The organism is Vibrio sp. 10N.222.52.B7 (assembly GCF_041474275.1).
GTDB classification, from domain to species: Bacteria; Pseudomonadota; Gammaproteobacteria; order Enterobacterales; family Vibrionaceae; genus Vibrio; species Vibrio crassostreae_C.
Window position 1 is genome coordinate 1 of the sequence record NZ_JBFRTU010000022.1, and the last position, 17,882, is coordinate 17,882.

The 17,882-nt window shown below is 44.6% G+C and carries 18 protein-coding genes; 5 read left to right on the forward strand and 13 right to left on the reverse strand.

Translation table 11 applies throughout. The features are described from left to right. Positions 1-475: hypothetical protein (locus AB4512_RS08545; RefSeq protein ID WP_372174756.1), on the forward strand; the 475-nt coding region annotated here is incomplete at its 5' end. Positions 476-572: 97 nt separating this feature from the next. Then, positions 573-1,286: a hypothetical protein gene (locus AB4512_RS08550; RefSeq protein ID WP_372074593.1), complete on the forward strand. Its 714-nt coding sequence runs from the start codon at positions 573-575 to the stop codon at positions 1,284-1,286. Here the strand turns inward: AB4512_RS08550 and AB4512_RS08555 are convergent. The 6 genes from AB4512_RS08555 to AB4512_RS08580 all read right to left on the reverse strand — a co-directional run bounded on the left by AB4512_RS08555 (position 1,283) and on the right by AB4512_RS08580 (position 6,019). Next, positions 1,283-2,113 (reverse strand): LysR family transcriptional regulator, encoded by an 831-nt coding sequence (locus AB4512_RS08555; RefSeq protein WP_136989294.1) that lies wholly within the window; start codon positions 2,111-2,113, stop codon positions 1,283-1,285. The genes AB4512_RS08550 and AB4512_RS08555 overlap by 4 nt on opposite strands. Before the next feature lie 106 nt (positions 2,114-2,219). Next, positions 2,220-3,800 (reverse strand): peptide chain release factor 3, encoded by a 1,581-nt coding sequence (prfC, locus tag AB4512_RS08560; protein ID WP_017059244.1) that lies wholly within the window; start codon positions 3,798-3,800, stop codon positions 2,220-2,222. Positions 3,801-3,959: 159 nt separating this feature from the next. After that, positions 3,960-4,415 (reverse strand): ribosomal protein S18-alanine N-acetyltransferase, encoded by a 456-nt coding sequence (gene rimI, locus AB4512_RS08565; protein WP_017063281.1) that lies wholly within the window; start codon positions 4,413-4,415, stop codon positions 3,960-3,962. Next, positions 4,408-4,806, reverse strand: a complete 399-nt coding sequence (locus AB4512_RS08570) for a DNA polymerase III subunit psi (RefSeq protein ID WP_372174757.1) — start codon at positions 4,804-4,806, stop codon at positions 4,408-4,410. Before AB4512_RS08570 ends, rimI begins: the two co-directional genes overlap by 8 nt. A gap of 198 nt (positions 4,807-5,004) precedes the next feature. Then, positions 5,005-5,508: a GNAT family N-acetyltransferase gene (locus AB4512_RS08575; RefSeq protein ID WP_017059241.1), complete on the reverse strand. Its 504-nt coding sequence runs from the start codon at positions 5,506-5,508 to the stop codon at positions 5,005-5,007. Further along, on the reverse strand, positions 5,492-6,019 hold the full coding sequence (locus tag AB4512_RS08580) for an SCP2 domain-containing protein (protein WP_029235120.1): 528 nt from the start codon (positions 6,017-6,019) through the stop codon (positions 5,492-5,494). The genes AB4512_RS08575 and AB4512_RS08580 overlap by 17 nt, the downstream gene beginning before the upstream one ends. Before the next feature lie 258 nt (positions 6,020-6,277). Here AB4512_RS08580 and AB4512_RS08585 point away from each other — a divergent pair, with 258 nt between their 5' ends. The 3 genes from AB4512_RS08585 to AB4512_RS08600 all read left to right on the forward strand — a co-directional run bounded on the left by AB4512_RS08585 (position 6,278) and on the right by AB4512_RS08600 (position 10,396). Beyond that, entirely contained in the window at positions 6,278-8,317 is a 2,040-nt protein-coding gene (locus AB4512_RS08585; RefSeq protein ID WP_017059239.1) for a bifunctional diguanylate cyclase/phosphodiesterase, read from the forward strand. A gap of 168 nt (positions 8,318-8,485) precedes the next feature. Next, a complete protein-coding gene (locus AB4512_RS08595) occupies positions 8,486-9,499 on the forward strand; it encodes a peptidase U32 family protein (RefSeq protein WP_017068227.1) in 1,014 nt (337 codons plus the stop codon). A gap of 18 nt (positions 9,500-9,517) precedes the next feature. Then, on the forward strand, positions 9,518-10,396 hold the full coding sequence (locus tag AB4512_RS08600) for a U32 family peptidase (RefSeq protein ID WP_017059237.1): 879 nt from the start codon (positions 9,518-9,520) through the stop codon (positions 10,394-10,396). An 85-nt stretch (positions 10,397-10,481) separates the two neighbouring features. Here the strand turns inward: AB4512_RS08600 and AB4512_RS08605 are convergent, their stop codons facing one another. The 7 genes from AB4512_RS08605 to rbfA all read right to left on the reverse strand — a co-directional run bounded on the left by AB4512_RS08605 (position 10,482) and on the right by rbfA (position 17,866). Next, positions 10,482-11,819, reverse strand: a complete 1,338-nt coding sequence (locus AB4512_RS08605) for an MATE family efflux transporter (protein WP_372174758.1) — start codon at positions 11,817-11,819, stop codon at positions 10,482-10,484. Between the two features lie 89 nt (positions 11,820-11,908). Continuing rightward, on the reverse strand, positions 11,909-12,316 hold the full coding sequence (locus AB4512_RS08610) for a MarR family winged helix-turn-helix transcriptional regulator (protein ID WP_372174759.1): 408 nt from the start codon (positions 12,314-12,316) through the stop codon (positions 11,909-11,911). Between the two features lie 153 nt (positions 12,317-12,469). Next, positions 12,470-13,393: a lipoprotein NlpI gene (nlpI, locus tag AB4512_RS08615; RefSeq protein WP_017059235.1), complete on the reverse strand. Its 924-nt coding sequence runs from the start codon at positions 13,391-13,393 to the stop codon at positions 12,470-12,472. Between the two features lie 124 nt (positions 13,394-13,517). Next, positions 13,518-15,638 (reverse strand): polyribonucleotide nucleotidyltransferase, encoded by a 2,121-nt coding sequence (gene pnp / locus AB4512_RS08620; protein ID WP_017059234.1) that lies wholly within the window; start codon positions 15,636-15,638, stop codon positions 13,518-13,520. Positions 15,639-16,016: 378 nt separating this feature from the next. Further along, complete coding sequence (gene rpsO / locus AB4512_RS08625) at positions 16,017-16,286, reverse strand: 30S ribosomal protein S15 (protein ID WP_010436144.1); 270 nt, start codon at positions 16,284-16,286, stop codon at positions 16,017-16,019. A 213-nt stretch (positions 16,287-16,499) separates the two neighbouring features. Beyond that, positions 16,500-17,453, reverse strand: a complete 954-nt coding sequence (gene truB, locus AB4512_RS08630) for a tRNA pseudouridine(55) synthase TruB (RefSeq protein ID WP_017059233.1) — start codon at positions 17,451-17,453, stop codon at positions 16,500-16,502. After that, positions 17,453-17,866 (reverse strand): 30S ribosome-binding factor RbfA, encoded by a 414-nt coding sequence (gene rbfA / locus AB4512_RS08635; protein WP_017059232.1) that lies wholly within the window; start codon positions 17,864-17,866, stop codon positions 17,453-17,455. The genes truB and rbfA overlap by 1 nt, the downstream gene beginning before the upstream one ends. Positions 17,867-17,882: the final 16 nt, after the last annotated feature.

Genomic DNA, 17,882 nt, shown 5'->3' on the forward strand with positions numbered 1-17,882 from the left:
AATTGATAGCCCACGACCTGCTCTCCCAGCCTCTCCAGAGCACCCAGATATGGACTTTGATGATACACCTCGTTGGTCTCCAGATTTCGGTGAAGACCGCCCCGAGATGGAAGAGCGTGACCTGACAGTTAAGATCATTAACGGCGAAATCCACATTATCGACGAAAACACCAGCGAGTGGGTAGGTACTGTCCAACGCAAAGATGGCGAGCTCGTATTTATTGGCAACGGAGACTTTGAAAAAACACTACTTCGTGTGGAAGGCGATGTTACTTCTGACCAATTCTCTTTAGTCAAAGGCAACGGTCAATGGGTTGCGACTGTTTCAAAAATAGATGACGGTGTACGTATTCAAACAAAGAATCACGATCATGTGTTTGATGGTTCAAACATCGACCGTAGCAAGCTTCAATCTATCGACCCAACTAAACTACAGAAAGCTAAATCCGCTATTCAACAACGTTTACGCGGCTAAAATTCAACCTGAGTTGAACCCGCTCACCCGATAATAGTGAACGCTATTATCGGGTGTTTTTACTCACTAGCTAAGGAAAGCGATTCGGAATTTGAATATGAAACGCCTTCTATTAATACTTGCTTTGACTTTCCCTTTTTACTCGTCTGCAAATGACACCCTTATTGAATCTATTGAGCGTTTTACAGATATCTTTTCCGTCAGCTTATCTCAAAGCCCAGACAATGATAAGACAGTCGCCACACTTGATATAAACTATCAAATCAATGATAAATTGCGTGTTTTTGGAGAGGTTGATACTCAAGACTATTGGCAAGCAGGGTTGGGATATTCATTCTGGCAAGGGGACACGTACTACACTGAAAACACCGTAAAAGTCAGCGAACATGAGATCACAACAGGCATTTTTGTTGCTAAGTTGATTCATGAAAATTGGACACTGCTTGGCGATATCAACTACAACTATATGGACAGAGATTTCAATGCTTGTCTTCCAAACTTATGCATGGAATATAAAACCTCTGACACATTCGATTATAGTGCAGGCGCTCTGTGGAGCCCGATTCAATATGCTGACTTTCTTTACAAATTCAACCAAGAAATCGGATTCAAAAAAGATACCCAAGACTTTTATATTAAAGATGAGACTACTACGAGATCTAGACATATCAGAAATGAAACTAGGACCAACATTCATTATCACGAAGTAGCTGTATTCTTTAACTTGAAGTACGTAAAACCGTCCGTTACCTATACCATATACCCTGAAACCAAAAACTATGTGGAATTCGGTTTAGCCTTCGATTTCTAGCTATTTAATAACTGTTTAAGCTCATCTCGTAACTCTTGATGTTGCCCATTAGTTTGATACTTCTTGTGATAGAAAAACTCAAACTCCACGGGACGCATTGAGAATGGAGGCTCATGAATTTGTAAGCCAATGATTTTTGCTAAATGGATCATGCTAACCGGAACAGCTGCAATATAGTCAGTCCCTTTTACCGCCAATATCAAGTTAGTGATGTTTCTTACTTCGATAGCAACATCACGAGTAAAGCTCTTTTCGGAAAGAAAGTCGACTATTTGAGTATCTTGGCGAAGTAACTTCAAGGTTACATGCCGTGCTTCAAGAAACTCATCCATCGAAATCTTCTCACCAAATTGACTGTTTTCAGGATCACTCATAAGAAGCAATCTATCAGTAGTTGCAAATTCAGACGCTAAACTTGACTGTTTAGGTAAACCAGTATCGACCACTAAATCTACTCGATTGAGTCGGATATCCTCGACAACATTCTCTACAGAAATTGGGGATTCAACTAACTGAACACCATTGAGCATGGGCATTTTGTGGAGCAGATTCGCAGGCATATAAACCGTAAAATCACGCTTTCTTGATACTGCACCTTCCATCAACTCTAAAGCATCAGATAATTGACCAGCCAGTTTGTGAGACATTGACGTTGGTTCTATTGAACGCCCTACTCTTACGAACAACGCATAGCCTACCACCGCTTCAAACCTCTTGATTGCAGCACTAACCGCAGGTTGAGTTAGCTCTAACGATTCAGCCGCTTTGGTTATCGATCTTTGTTGATATACAGAGAGGAATGGCTTTACTAAATTGAGATCAAACACGCTTTACTCCATCAAAACGGTGTACTCTTAGTGTAACAAAAAAGCCGAATGCTAGAAGCAATTCGGCTTTAATATTATCCAACAATGTTATGTAGAACTGTCGCTATTAGTGCTCGCGCGTCGCTCGGAATTGAACTTCAGGGAAACGTTCAGAAGCTAGGTTCAAGTTCACCATAGTTGGTGCGATGTAAGACAGGTTGTCACCGCCATCTAGCGCAAGGTTAGATTGGTTCTTACGTTTGAATTCTTCTAGTTTCTTAGCGTCATCACATTCAACCCAACGAGCTGTTGCAACGTTAACACCTTCGTAGATAGCTTCTACGTTGTATTCCGCTTTCAAGCGCGCTACAACCACGTCGAACTGAAGCACACCAACCGCACCAACGATCAGGTCGTTGTTTTGCATAGGACGGAATACTTGTACTGCGCCCTCTTCTGAAAGCTGAACTAAGCCTTTTAGAAGTTGCTTCTGCTTAAGTGGATCGCGTAGACGGATACGACGGAATAGCTCAGGTGCGAAGTTAGGAATACCAGCGAACTTAAGGCTCTCACCTTGAGTAAAGGTATCACCAATCTGGATAGTACCGTGGTTATGTAGACCGATAATATCACCCGCGTATGCTTTTTCAGCACGTGCACGGTCACCCGCCATAAAGGTTACCGCATCAGAGATACTTACACTCTTGCCTGTACGAACATGGTTCATCTTCATACCTTGGTTGTAAGTACCCGAAACGATACGCATGAATGCGATACGGTCACGGTGTTTAGGGTCCATGTTTGCTTGGATCTTGAAGACGAAACCAGAGAACTTCTCTTCGGTTGCTTCAACATCACGCTCGTTCGCTTGACGCGTTTGAGGTGCTGGAGCCCATTTCGTTAGACCATCAAGCATGTGGTCAACACCAAAGTTACCCAATGCAGTACCGAAGTAAACCGGCGTTAGTTCACCCGCTAGGAATAATTCATGGTCAAACTCAGGACAAGCACCGATAACAAGCTCTAGCTCTTCACGTACGCTTTCCGCAAGATCAGCACCTACTGCTTCATCTAGCTCAGGGTTATCTAGACCTTTGATGATACGAACTTCTTGGATCTCGTGGCCGTGGCCAGATTCATACAAGATCGTTTCATCACGGTGAATGTGGTAAACACCTTTAAACTCTTTACCGCAACCAATTGGCCATGAGATTGGAGCACAAGCCATACCTAGCTCGCTCTCTACTTCATCAAGCACTTCCATTGGGTCACGAACGTCACGGTCAAGTTTGTTCATAAACGTTACGATTGGCGTATCACGCAGACGTGTTACTTCCATTAGTTTACGAGTACGATCCTCGACACCTTTCGCAGCATCGATAACCATCAAACATGAATCAACCGCTGTTAGCGTACGGTACGTATCTTCCGAGAAATCTTCGTGTCCTGGAGTATCTAGTAGGTTTACTAGGCAATCATTGTATGGGAATTGCATTACCGACGTAGTTACCGAGATACCACGTTCTTTTTCCATCTCCATCCAGTCAGATTTAGCGTGCTGGTTAGAGCCACGGCCTTTTACGGTACCCGCTTTTTGAATCGCGTTTCCGAATAAAAGAACTTTTTCAGTAATCGTGGTTTTACCCGCATCCGGGTGAGAGATAATCGCAAACGTTCTACGTTTGCTCACTTCTTGTTGGAAAGACATAGTCGCCCTTTGCTGATCTAAAGCGTAAAAAGGGCAAGTAGATAATACTTGCCCTTGAATTCTGTGTGCGGATTATACAGAAAGCGTATCACTTTCTAAAGGGTCAGTTTACACCCTATTTTTCGCGTACCCTCTGCTTAGCTAAAAGCTACAGTATGACTAGCTAAAAGACATAAAAAGATAGCTCATAATGATGGCGTCTTCGTTGCCTTGCTTAGTTGGATAATAGTTACGACGGCGATCAACTTCGTTGAAGCCTGCCTTTTCGTAAAGATTAAACGCGTTCACATTACTTTCGCGAACTTCTAGCCAAGCACTTTCCGCGTCAGCTTGCTCACACATATCAAGGAAATGTTCCGTTAACGCTTTTCCATACCCTTTGCCTTGCTGGCTTGGGTCTACCGCGATATTAAGCAATGTGACTTCGCCAACGATGTTTTGCGCGAAGAAATAGCCCACCACTTGTCCATCAACTTCAAGGACATGATGACAAGCGCCTCGGCTATCAAGATCTCGGATCATATTTTCAGACCAAGGGTGAGAATGCGCGGCCTGCTCTATCTTCCAAATGGCGTCTAGGTGTTGTTGTGAAGTCGGTAAAAATTGATTAGTCATAAGCACAAATTTGTTGCCATAAGTCGCGGCGGTGTTGGTTGTTACCGTTAATGTCAGACAGTAATGGCGATTGAAGTGTTTTAGCCTTCAGCTCTTGAGCCGACTCACAACCAGCAAACCATATCCACTCAACCGAACCTAAATCCACAGTAGACAAGTGTTGCGGTTGAAGGTGTAAAGCCTGAGATAAGTCGAGCTTGATACTTTTGAGTACTCGCTCAAACATCACGGCGAGATCTTCCTGAGGTTTTTCAGGCGAAACCAACAGTAACTTGCAATCGCTCGAGAGCGGAGTCAATTCAGATTCATAACCTGCTAAACGCTCTGGGTGACTTAGTTCCCATTGGCTAATGCCCATCTCATGTAGGTGTTGCGCGTGTGTTTGTGACATATCTAGCGGTAGTAACCTTAAGTTTATTGGAGCCAAAGTTTATTGAAACCAGAAGTTTGTTAGAACTAGTTTTGTGAAAGCTGCCTCTATTGAAAGAGCGCTTATTAGAGCAGGGCTGATACTAACAAAAAATAAAGGAGCATCAAGCTCCTTTATTTAGACTAAATCAGTTTGTATCTTGTTGCGTGATAAATCAGCTTATAAGTCGTTGAACTCAGGACTGTAAGCAATCTCACCAGAATGCCCTGCAAGCGCACCTTCAACTAACTCGATAGCTTGGAAAGCTCCTTCAGGTACATCCCAAGTGCAGCTCAAACCAAATTCACTCGCAGCCTTGAAACCAAAGCGACCGTAATAGGCAGGATCACCAAGCACGACACAGGCTGGGTAACCAAAATCAACCAAAGTAGAGAAAGCATCTTCAACCAGTGATTTAGCAATGCCTTGGTTGCGGAACTCTTCTTTCACAGCAAGTGGTGCAAGCCCCTGCCAGTTGTGATCGTCACCTTTAAGGGTAATTGGGCTAAACATCAGGTGACCAACCACCTCGCCTTCGTCAGAGCAAGCCACCAGCGATAGCGTTAAATGACTATTCTCACGCAAGCTCATAACCAAATTAGCTTCTGCATCCGTTTCAAAAACAGATTTCAATAGACGATCAATGACAAGTATATCTGCCGGTGCTTCAGTTCGAATAAGCATTCATTACCTCACTTTGTGTATCTGGGGATTGTACTCCCTTCTGCACAAAATCAGCTAATTGATTTAACAAAGTTTTCATAGGAGTCGGCAATAAGTCCAAATCTACGCTATCCATCAAGTTTTTGACCTCTAAACCGAGCTCTGTATCACCTTCAATAGACAGTCGACGTTGGAAGAAAAGCGTATCTGGGTCTTCTTTACGTCCCGCAATCAACACAAGATCGTTAAGATTGCCGCTAAAGCTTACATCTTCAACCACCTCTTTATCAGCTACAACCAGTTGCTCATTTTTGTAGCTAATACACCAACTTAACCCCATGTCTTTTATTGAGACTTTCAGCCATTTGTCTTCTAAAAACTCAAAGTCACCGTCCTCTAAAGCTTCCTTGAATACATTCTTAAGCGCCTCCAATAAGGCTCTTTTTTGTACTGTTTTAGGCAATAACTGGACTGGAGATCGCAAAATTGATGCGGCATTTTGAACTAGTTGAGTGCGAATCTTGTTTATCACGTGACTTATCCGTAACTTTGTCAATAATATGGAATGCATCATAGATGATGTTGAGATCTCAGTTACTGTTATGTATCAAATTAACTTCTGTTTGATACTCGACCTTTAATATCCTGAAAATCACAGTTATAGTAACTCAGGTAATGAGAATTACAGCGGATCGCTGCACTCACAGGTAAATATCGATAGCCACACAAAAAGTAATAAATATTTATCGATAGTGAATATTCAAGCTCTTGGAGAATTGGTAGTACTTTGATGCCTCCCCAACAACTACAACATTGGTTTACCCAGCTAACTGCAAATAGTCCGTTCTTTTTTGCAGTACTTGATGCTCAACATAACTATTTTATGGTGAATGAGCGTTACTGCGATATTGCTGGTTTGAGTCAAACAGAGCTTGCAGGCATGAATGATCGCCAAACATTGGGCGAACAGTTCTACCAACATCTCAAGCCTTACTATGAGCGTGCATTCAGTGGCGAAACGATTGAGGCCGAAGTCACCCTCAACGAAACAGACCTCGATACCAGCCTTCATTTCAGCCTATCTCCGCTTACCAATGGCAACAAAACCGACTACATCGTCTTTCACGCCTTCGACACATCAGAAAACCAAGTACTTGTCCGTTCTTTAGAAGAATCCGAAGCCAAATTCCACAAACTATCTCAACTACTCCCTGACGGATTACTGCTCGTTGAAAGTGACTATATCTTGTCATCCAACCCAGCGGCAGCGCGCCTGCTTGGCTTTAACTCAACCACAGAGTTAATTGGCGAACAGCTGGGACGCCTATTTATCGATGAACAAACCAAAACAGTCTTCAATAATAACCTCAGCTCTATTATTTCTGAGTCTGGTTTGGTTTGCTTAACGGGTGCGCGATGCGGCTTTGAACGTAAGGTCCAGCTCAACATCGACTCCACCACCGTTCTTGGAAGCAACACTCAGCTGGTGCTTATTCAAGACGCACAAGAAACCGCAAAACAATACACACCAGCAAACAGTGAAGATGCCTACATAGATGCACTGACCAAACTCTACAATCGAGTTGGGTTTACTAAGCGTCTTGAGCAGTTCATTCACAACGATACGCCGGTGGTGATGCTCTACTTAGACATTGATAACTTTAAAAATATCAATGACTCACTTGGTCATCACATCGGTGACAAGGTGATTAAAGAGGTCGCTTCGCGTCTTAAACGCTTACTGCCTCGTAAGGCCGTGATTGGACATTTAGGCGGGGATGAGTTTGGTATTATCCTTCCAGAACCTGAACATCAGCGAACACCTGAAATGCTCGCTGAAAAGATCATTTCCCTGATCAATCAACCCTTCGATCTTCACCACTTTAGCAAGCGCTTAGCCTGCTCTATTGGTAGTGTGAGCTTTCCTCAAGATGGTACTGATGCTCGTATCTTGCTGCAAAATGCAGACACAGCAATGTATGAAGCGAAAGATCGTGGTCGTAATCGTCTGATCAAGTTCAACGAACAGATGAATAAAGAAGCGCGTATGCGACTGTGGCTTGAGATAGAGCTCCAAAAAGCACTGCAACAAAATGGACTTGAGGTTTGGTATCAACCGAAAGTGAATGCCCGTGATTTCACCATCAACGGCGCTGAAGCTCTGGTACGTTGGAAGCATCCTGTCGAAGGTTATATCAGTCCGGCCGCGTTCATTCCTGTGGCGGAACGAGCAGGGCTTATTGAACAACTTGGCCGAGTGGTAATGCGTGAAGTATTTGCTACGGTTAAGCGCTGGAAGATGCAAGGTATCCTTCCAGGTCGAGTGGCTATCAACCTTTCACCAGAACAGTTTGGTAACCCGAAACTGATTGATTACATGGAAAAGCTACTGCGTTCGACCGAGCTTGATCCAAGTGCGATTACGTTCGAGCTAACGGAAAGTGCGGTGATGAGTGATAGTGAACACACACTCCAAATGCTTAACGCCATCAAGAAACTTGGCTTTGCTCTCTCCATTGATGATTTTGGTACAGGTTACTCTTCACTGTCTTACCTTGCTCGCTTCCCAATTGATGAGCTTAAGATAGACCGTGCTTTCATCTCTGATATCGATACCCTACCAAAGCAAATCACCGTAATTGAAAACATCATCAACCTAGGTAAATCTCTCGATTTGACCGTGGTTGCTGAAGGTGTCGAAACCAGTGAGCAAGCAACTCTGCTATCGAACCTCAACTGTAGTTCGATTCAAGGCTTCCACTTCTACCGTCCGCAACCAAAACAAGATGTCGAAGAGTTGTTTGCCCAAAACCGCCGTCATAAGAACTAATCAAGTACCTCATATTTAAACCAAGCCAACATGTAAAACGGTCACTCGTCAGTACCTCAAACGGAGTAAAAGCAGATTTATCCATCTAAACCTGCCTTACATCAATTCCGTCATTCACAATTCTTCATAAAATGCTCGCTTCAACTTAATTCTACTGGTAGTGAGCAAATGGAACTCTTATGCCCAGCGGGTAACTTACCTGCTTTGAAAACCGCTATTGATTGTGGTGCGGATGCTGTCTATATCGGATTCAAAGACGATACCAATGCCCGACACTTTGCAGGCCTAAACTTTGCGGGTAAAAAGCTCGATCGTGCTGTGCAGTATGTGCATGACCACAACAAGAAAATTCATGTTGCCCTAAATACGTTTGCTCACCCAAATGGCTTCGACCGTTGGACTAATGCCGTAGACAACGCCGCTGCTCTGGGTGTTGATGCGCTGATCATCGCAGACATCGCGGTGCTTGAGTACGCAGCAAATAAGTATCCAGATCTCGAACTGCACCTATCAGTGCAAGCATCTGCGACCAATGCGGCGGCTATCGACTTCTACCATAAAAACTTCAACGTTAAGCGTGTCGTACTACCGCGTGTGTTGTCGATTCATCAGGTCAAACAGCTTTCTCGTAACATCACTTCTGACGTTGACCTTGAAGTATTCGCTTTTGGTAGCTTGTGCATCATGGCAGAAGGCCGTTGCTACCTCTCTTCATACATGACAGGCGAATCACCAAATACCGTTGGTGCTTGTTCTCCCGCAAAATACGTTCGCTGGCAAGAAACAGAAACTGGCCTCGAGTCTCGCTTGAACGAAATCCTTATCGATAAGTATGAAGCAGGTGAGAACGCAGGTTACCCAACGCTGTGTAAAGGCCGCTTTGAAGCCGAGATCGATGGTGAACGTAAGCGCTATCACGCACTTGAAGAGCCCACCAGCCTCAACACGCTATCCATGTTGCCTGAGCTTTTCGCGGCAAACGTTGCCTCAGTGAAGATTGAAGGTCGCCAACGCAGCCCGGCTTATGTTGAACAAGTCACTCGCACTTGGCGCGCAGCTATCGATCGCTACTTAGCGAACCCAGAACAATACCAAGTGGAACAAGCTTGGAATGCGACACTGGCGAATGTATCTGAAGGTACACAAACCACGCTTGGCGCTTATCACCGTAAATGGCAATAGAGCCAAATGGAGAACTCAATGAAATACGCATTAGGCCCTCTACTTTATTTTTGGCCAAAACAAGACGTTGAAAGCTTCTATGAGCAAGCGAAATCAAGCTCTGCCGATATCATCTACCTAGGTGAAGCGGTGTGTTCAAAGCGTCGTGAGATGAAAGCGAAACACTGGATGGACATTGCTAAAGAGCTGTCGGCTTCAGGTAAGCAAGTCGTACTTTCCACCATGGCATTGCTAGAAGCACCAAGCGAAGTCAACATCATGAAGAAGTACATCGATAACGGTGACTTTGCGATCGAAGCCAATGATGTGTCTGCAATTCAACTGGCCAGCGAAAGCAAAGTACCTTTCGTGGTTGGCCCGGCAGTAAACACCTACAACGCACGCACCCTGAACCTATTCTTGAAACAAGGCATGACGCGTTGGTGTATGCCGGTTGAGCTTTCTCGCGAATGGCTAAGCAACGTAATGACCCAGTGCGAAGAGCTAAATATTCGTAACAAGTTCGAAGTTGAAGTGTTTAGCCACGGCTACCTGCCGCTTGCTTACTCAGCACGCTGCTTTACCGCTCGCGCTGAAAACAAAGCTAAAGACGATTGCGAAACCTGCTGTATCAAGTACCCAACAGGGCTACAAGTAGAAAGCCAAGAAGGCCAATCAGTCTTCAACCTTAACGGTATTCAGACGCAATCAGGCTACTGCTACAACCTAGTCAATGATTTACCGAACATGCACGACCTGGTTGATGTGGTTCGTTTAAGCCCTCTCGGTATCGATACCTTCTCTGAAATCAATAACTTCAGAGCGAACGAGCAAGGTCAAAAACCGATGAAGATTGAAAGCCGCCAATGTAATGGTTACTGGCATCAGCTTGCAGGTTTAGACGTTAAGAACATCTAGTTCCTCGCATTGGACTAACCAGCAACAGATACAAAAAAGGTCTAGCGTTCGCTAGACCTTTTTAATGCGACTTAAGAAACACGGCCTATGCCGTCGCTGTTTCCATCGGTGAGGCATCGAGCTTCTTTAAGTCTTTGTAGAGCATTACCATCACCACCACACTTAGTGCGATGTTAGACAGTGGGTACGCAATCCAGATCCCCGGCACACCATACAACTTAGGCATAATGTACAAGAACGGTAGTTGGATAAGCATATTACCTATAGTCACAAACATCGCCTTGCTGCCCTTGTTCACCGATTGATAGTAAGCAGCTGCGACTACCAAGAAGCCATCCAGCGCCAGTGCAAACATGTGTAGTCGAATACCCAACACGGTGTACTCAACTAACTGAGGTTCGTCTGAGTTAAATACTGATACAAACTCCCGTGGGAACGCATTGAGAAGTAGCACGAACGCCACACCAATCAATACTGAACTCATCATCGCTATCTTAAGTAACTTACGGATGTTCGCTTGGTTACGCGCACCATGGTTGTAGCTCACCAAAGGTTGCATGCCGTTGGCGATACCTTCAGCCGTGAGATAATAAACCGTCACGATGTAGCCCAAAATCGCGTAAGCACCGATCATCAACTGGTCGCCATATTGAGAGAACAACGCATTGTGCAACGCCACCATCATCGAACCATAAGCGTACATAAAGAAGCTTGATGTACCAATGGCGAAGATTTGTGGAATCACATCCAGCTTCAATCTCAACTCATTCCAACGTAAACGTAGGTTTGCTCGACGCGAGAAGAAGTAAGCCAAGCCGAGAGCCGTTACTACAAACTGGGCAATCGCTGTTGCTAATGCTGCACCCATCAACTCCCAGCCATAGAGAGCGATAAACAGGTAATCGAGCACGATATTAATCACCGCACCAACGATCATCAGTATCGTCGCTAAGTTCGGACTGTCATCGTTACGCAGTAGAAACGGCATCGCGATCGAACCTAGCGTGAAGACACTAGCACCAATCAGAATGTGTAAGTACTGCAGACCAAGTTCATACACTCGCCCTTCAGCGCCCTGCCAAAGCAAGAAGTTATCAGCAAACAAGAACAGCAATGCAGAGACAATAGGCGTTATCGCTAACAACAAGGTTAAGCCCGTTGCTAAGATCTGCTTAGCGCCTTGAGTATCTTTTTCACCTTGGCGAATCGAGACAAGCGCACCTGTGCCCACACCCACCAACATACCAATACCAAGAATCGAACCAATCACAGGCCACGCAACATTGATACCTGCAAGTCCATCAGCCCCCACATAGCGGCCAATGAAGATGCCATCCACCACTTGGTACAGGCCATTAACCAACATGGCCGCCACGGTAGGGATTGTGTATCGCCAAAATTGACGACTAATTGAGTTACTCATTTCTTACTCTACTTTCATTTGTGAGTCGCATATCAACAAGATATGACTCGAAAAATTAGTTAACAAGGCTAACTAAATATCTAAATTATTTACTTTAAAGCTTTATTTAATAATAGGTTTAACTGCTGAGATTCTTGCTCAGACAAACGGCTTTCCAGTATCTGTGCCATGACCTGATAGATCTTACTTTCTTCTTCCAAGCCGACTTCCGCTTTGCTGGTCAGTACGACCAACTTAGACCTCGCATCTTCGAGCGAAGCTTTACGCTCAACGAGACCTTTTCTCTCTAACCTTTGAACCATAGTAGTTGCTGAAGGCTTGGTTACTTGCATTTCAATCGCCAGATCTGTCAATCGGATCGGTTCAGGAGAGGCTTGAATGACCTTCAAATAGTCATATTCATTGAAGCTCAATTGGCAAATAGGATCTTTATTTACCTGAGTGCGCCATATCTTAGAGGCGAAGCGCTCAATCTTTTCTAAATTCTGGTTCAGCATACTCACCTAATCAAAGAATAGCATTTAGTTAGCAAGGCTAACTATTTTAGTGTTGTTTAAATAAAAAGCAATCAAAACGAGATGAAGATCATAAAAAAGGAGCATAAAAAAACCGCTGACAGACAGCGGCTTTTCGGAATCAAAATGTGTTGCTTACTTAGCGTTGGCTTCTTCTTCGGCCTCAGCCAGCTTAACTTGCGCTAAGTGCTCAGCTTTAAGTGTGGTGAAGATACGGCTTAACTCTAAGAAAGAGTAACGATGTTCTACGTATTCATACACGTTAAAAGAAACCGCTAACTTGTACAAAGAGATAGCATTCGCGTAATCACCATTCATATGGTAACGCTTAGCAAGGTAGAAGTACGTCTCTGTTAGACGCTGCGCAAGTAACGTGTTGTCACGAGTACCGGTTAAGATCGCCTTGAAAGCCTGCTCTTCAGTAATGTCATCAAGCATAATCGCGACTAATACCCAACCCCACTGCTCATCACGGCTCTCGTAACGTTTTTGCAAATCAAGCTTAGCCTGCTCTGGCGTCAGCTCATGCTGAATGATGTACAACCACAGAGCGCGAAACGGATCGCTAGGATCGTCGGCATAGTGCTTCATCATCTCTTCATTGGCTAAGTCGTAACGCTCGCCATAGTAAAGCGCGATAGAGCGGTTCCTTTCTGCGTAAGAGTTTGCAGGATCAAGCTCTAACGTAGAATCAAAAGATTCATAAGCCGCATCAAACTCCCCTACCTGCGTAAAGTAAACACCCAAAAGATTGAAGATATCAGGTTGAGCAGGGTTCAATGAAAGAGATTGGTTGAAGTCGAGACGCGCGAGATCACGCAGGCCAACACTGTCGTAGTAGTTACCACGTTCAAACAGCATCTTAGCTCGAACTTCATCGTTCAAATCTGGGCGCTGTAATAACTGACTAAGACGTGCAATTTGAACTTCTTGCTGAACGCTTGGTTGCAGTGGCACAGCCATCGGTGGATAAACCCAACTTGAGGTGTTATCTGATGTTGTCGCACAACCTGTTAGTACAAGCAGTAAACACATACTCGCGGTTTGAAACCATTTCACAAATAATTACTCCTGTTATGACCGCAATAAAAAAGGGGAGCGATATGCTCCCCTTTATAACATGCTTTGTTGACGATAGGTTAGAAATCACTAAAAAGCGATATCACCATCGACACACTGAGAATTACTCAGCAGCAGGTGCTTCGCCTTCAGCTGGCGTTTCAACTGCTTCTTTCATGCTTAGACGTACACGGCCTTGACGGTCAATTTCAAGAACCTTAACAGGAACTTCTTGACCTTCAGTTAGGTAGTCAGACACTTTCTCAACGCGCTTGTCAGCGATTTGAGAGATGTGTACTAGACCATCTTTACCTGGAAGGATAGTAACGAATGCACCGAAGTCAGCTAGACGAGCAACTTTACCTTGGTAAATGCGGCCAACTTCAACTTCAGCTGTGATCTCTTCGATACGACGGATAGCTTCTTTAGCAGCTGCGCCTTCAGTAGCAGCAATCTTGATTGTGCCATCGTCTTCGATTTCGATTGTAGTACCAGTTTCTTCACAAAGAGCACGGATAACTGCGCCGCCTTTACCGATAACATCTTTGATCTTATCAGAGCTGATTTTCATTGTGTGGATACGTGGAGCGAATTCAGAGATATCTTCACGAGCACCAGAGATAGCTTCATCCATTACAGAAAGGATGTGCTTACGTGCACCTTGCGCTTGGTTAAGTGCAATTTGCATGATCTCTTTAGTGATACCTTCGATCTTGATGTCCATTTGAAGTGCAGTGATACCAGCGTTAGTACCTGCTACTTTAAAGTCCATGTCACCTAGGTGATCTTCGTCGCCAAGGATGTCAGAAAGAACAACGAAATCGTCGCCTTCTTTAACAAGACCCATTGCGATACCCGCAACAGAAGCTTTGATTGGAACACCAGCATCCATAAGAGCTAGAGATGTACCACATACAGAAGCCATTGAAGAAGAACCGTTAGATTCTGTGATTTCCGATACAACACGAACTGTGTATGGGAATTCTTCAACAGAAGGCATTACTGCTTGGATACCACGTTTAGCAAGCTTACCGTGACCAATTTCACGACGCTTAGGAGAACCAACGAAACCAGTTTCACCTACACAGTATGGAGGGAAGTTGTAGTGTAGAAGGAAGTTGTCTTTCTTCTCACCCATCAGGCTGTCGATGATTTGAGCATCACGTTGTGTGCCAAGCGTTGCAGTAACAAGTGCTTGAGTTTCACCACGAGTGAATAGAGAAGAACCGTGTGTACGTGGAAGAACACCAGTACGTACGTCTAGCGCACGAACCATGTCTTTTTCACGGCCATCGATACGTGGGTTGCCAGCGATGATGCGGCTACGTACTACGTTTTTCTCTAGAGAACCAAGCATGCCGCGGATTTCGCGCTCATCTAGGTTTTCGTCTTGTGCAATTAGAGCTTCAACAACGTCGTTCTTGATTACGCCAACTTGCTCGTAACGAGCCATTTTCTCAGTGATCTGGTACGCGTCAGATAGACGAGTTTCAGCAAGTTCAGCAACTTGAGCTTTAAGCTCAGTGTTAACTGCTGGTGCTTCCCAGTTCCAAGATGGAGTTGCAACTTCAGCAGCAAACTCGTTGATTGCTTTGATTACAACTTGTTGTTGGTCGTGACCGTAAACAACAGCTGAAAGCATTTCTTCTTCAGATAGGTTATCTGCTTCAGATTCAACCATAAGTACTGCGCCTTCTGTACCAGACACAACTAGGTCTAGTTTAGAGTTTTCAAGCTCAGTATTTGATGGGTTAAGAACAAGTTCGCCGTCGATGTGACCAACACGTGCAGCACCGATAGGACCATTGAATGGAGCACCAGAGATAGCAAGCGCAGCAGATGTTGCGATCATAGTGATCATGTCTGGGTTTACGTCAGGGTTGATAGAAACAACCGTAGCGATAACTTGAACTTCGTTTTTAAACGCACTTGGGAAAAGTGGACGAATTGGACGGTCAATCAGACGAGCTGTTAGTGTTTCGCCTTCAGATGGACGACCTTCACGCTTGAAGAAACCACCAGGGATTTTACCCGCAGCGTATGTACGCTCTTGGTAGTTTACTGTTAGTGGGAAGAAGTCTTGACCTGCAACTGCTTCTTTCTTAGCAACAACAGAAACGAATACTGAAGTATCGTCCATAGTCGCCATTACAGCAGCAGTAGCTTGACGTGCAATTACGCCCGTTTCTAGAGTAACGGTGTGGTTACCGTACTGGAACGATTTTACAACTGGTTTTTCAAACATTGTATATCCTTAGCTCTAAAGTCAGACTTTAGATTAAGTGAATAATGACTCAAGACATTACCAATCGCGACTAGTGAAAAGGGACTTAGGATGGTGACTCTTTGTATGTGTTCATACGCCGAATTAAGACCAAATCCGCCTTTGAATAGTCGCGACCTATTGGCCGACATCTGTGACTGTAATCTCTTGAGAGGTTGATTGCCAAACGCTGAAAACGCTATAGGCGGGCGTAGTATAAACTATTTTTATTAGGAGATATATTTCCTATCAGAAAAAGCCAGATGATATTCTGAGCATCCAGCCTAGCATTTTCTTACAGGCACAAAAAAAGGAGCATAAATGCTCCTTTTCTTCAAACTGTCTTTGCAGACATCGCTATTAGCGACGTAGGCCTAGACGCTTGATTAGGTCTTGGTAACGAGCAAGGTTTTTGCCTTTCAAGTAATCAAGAAGCTTACGACGGCTAGAAACCATACGTAGTAGACCACGACGGCTGTGGTGATCGTGTTTGTGCGCTTTGAAGTGACCTTGTAGGTGGTTGATAGAAGCAGTAAGTAGTGCTACTTGTACTTCTGGTGAACCTGTGTCGCCTTCAGATTGTGCGTATTCTGCAACGATTGCTGCTTTAGTTTCTGCATTCAGAGACATAATTCTCTCCTGATAAGAGTAAGTTTATATTTGTAGCAGCCAATCTCTGATTCAGCCGCTACGCGAGCCGAGGATTATAGGGAAGTTTGTCAGTTGGTGCAATAACAATCGAACCCATTAAAAACGAAAAAAGCGAACCACCTAAATTAGGCGTTCGCTTTCTATCTTATTTGCTCGCTTTTCACGACTCAGCGCTAAGATCCGATGTAAGCGCTACGCTTGTGGCTCTTCATCTCTGAAAACAACCAAACGCTTCGGTGCAACTCGGCCATCTTCAGCAATCTGAGCTACGCCGACAAACAGCTTCTCTTCGCCACTTGTCATACGAACCGTGCCTTCAGTTGGCGCACCAGCAACCTGAACTGGCATACCGTGCTGAACTAGGTCAGTCAGTTCCGCGTTCAGGTTTACTTCTGGTAAGTCTTCAACGGCAGTGTCCATTGGCATCAGCAGTGGATCAAGCAGCTCTTTCGGTGCAATTTCTTGCGCCTGTGCTTGCTCTAGGATCTCGTTTAACTGCTCCAAAGTCACCATACGCTCGTATGGGTACTTTGCGACACCTGTACGACGAAGCATGGTCACGTGAGCACCACAACCTAGCATTTCACCAAGGTCGTCGGTAATTGTGCGGATGTATGTGCCTTTCGAACAGTGCACTTCCATTTCAACTTCATCACCTTCAAAGCGAAGCAGTTCAATAGAGTACACAGTGATCTTACGAGACTCACGAGGAACCTCGATACCTGCACGTGCGTATTCGTACAAAGGCTTACCTTGATACTTCAATGCCGAAAACATTGATGGTATCTGATCGGTTTCACCCTTGAAGCTCGCAATGCAACGTTCAAGCTGTTCTTGAGTCACGTTAACATCACGTGTCTCTACCACTTCACCATCAGAGTCAGAGGTATTGGTACGCTCACCAAGCTTAGCGATAACAACGTAGCGCTTATCAGAATCTAGAAGAAACTGAGAGAACTTCGTTGCTTCACCAAGACAAATTGGCAGCATGCCAGTCGCAAGAGGATCCAGAGCACCGGTGTGCCCTGCCTTCTCTGCAAAGTAAATACGCTTTACTTTTTGCAGTGCATCATTAGACGAAATGCCAGTCGGCTTATCTAATAGAATTACCCCGTTGATAGGGCGACCTTTACGACGGCGAGCCATTACTCTTCGCCCTTAGACTGAGCTTCGTCAGTGCGGCCAGCTTCTTCTTGCTTACGCTTATCATCGTTCAGAACTTCACTTACTAGGTTAGACATACGCATGCCTTCTACTAGTGTGTTGTCGTAAGTAAAACGAACTTCAGGCGTTAGACGGTGGCGAATACGCTTACCAAGAGCCATACGAACTGGCACTTCATGCTCTTTAAGAGCTTTAAGGCATGATTCCGGTGTTTGCTCACCAACACATAGGAAAGTCACGAACACTTTTGCGTAAGCAAGGTCACGAGACACTTCTACGTCTGAGATAGTTACCATACCAATACGTGAGTCACGAACTTCACGTTGTAGGATAAGCGCAAGCTCTTTTTGAAGCTGCTGAGACACACGTTGTGTGCGGCTAAATTCTTTTGACATTTTCTTTTCTCACTTA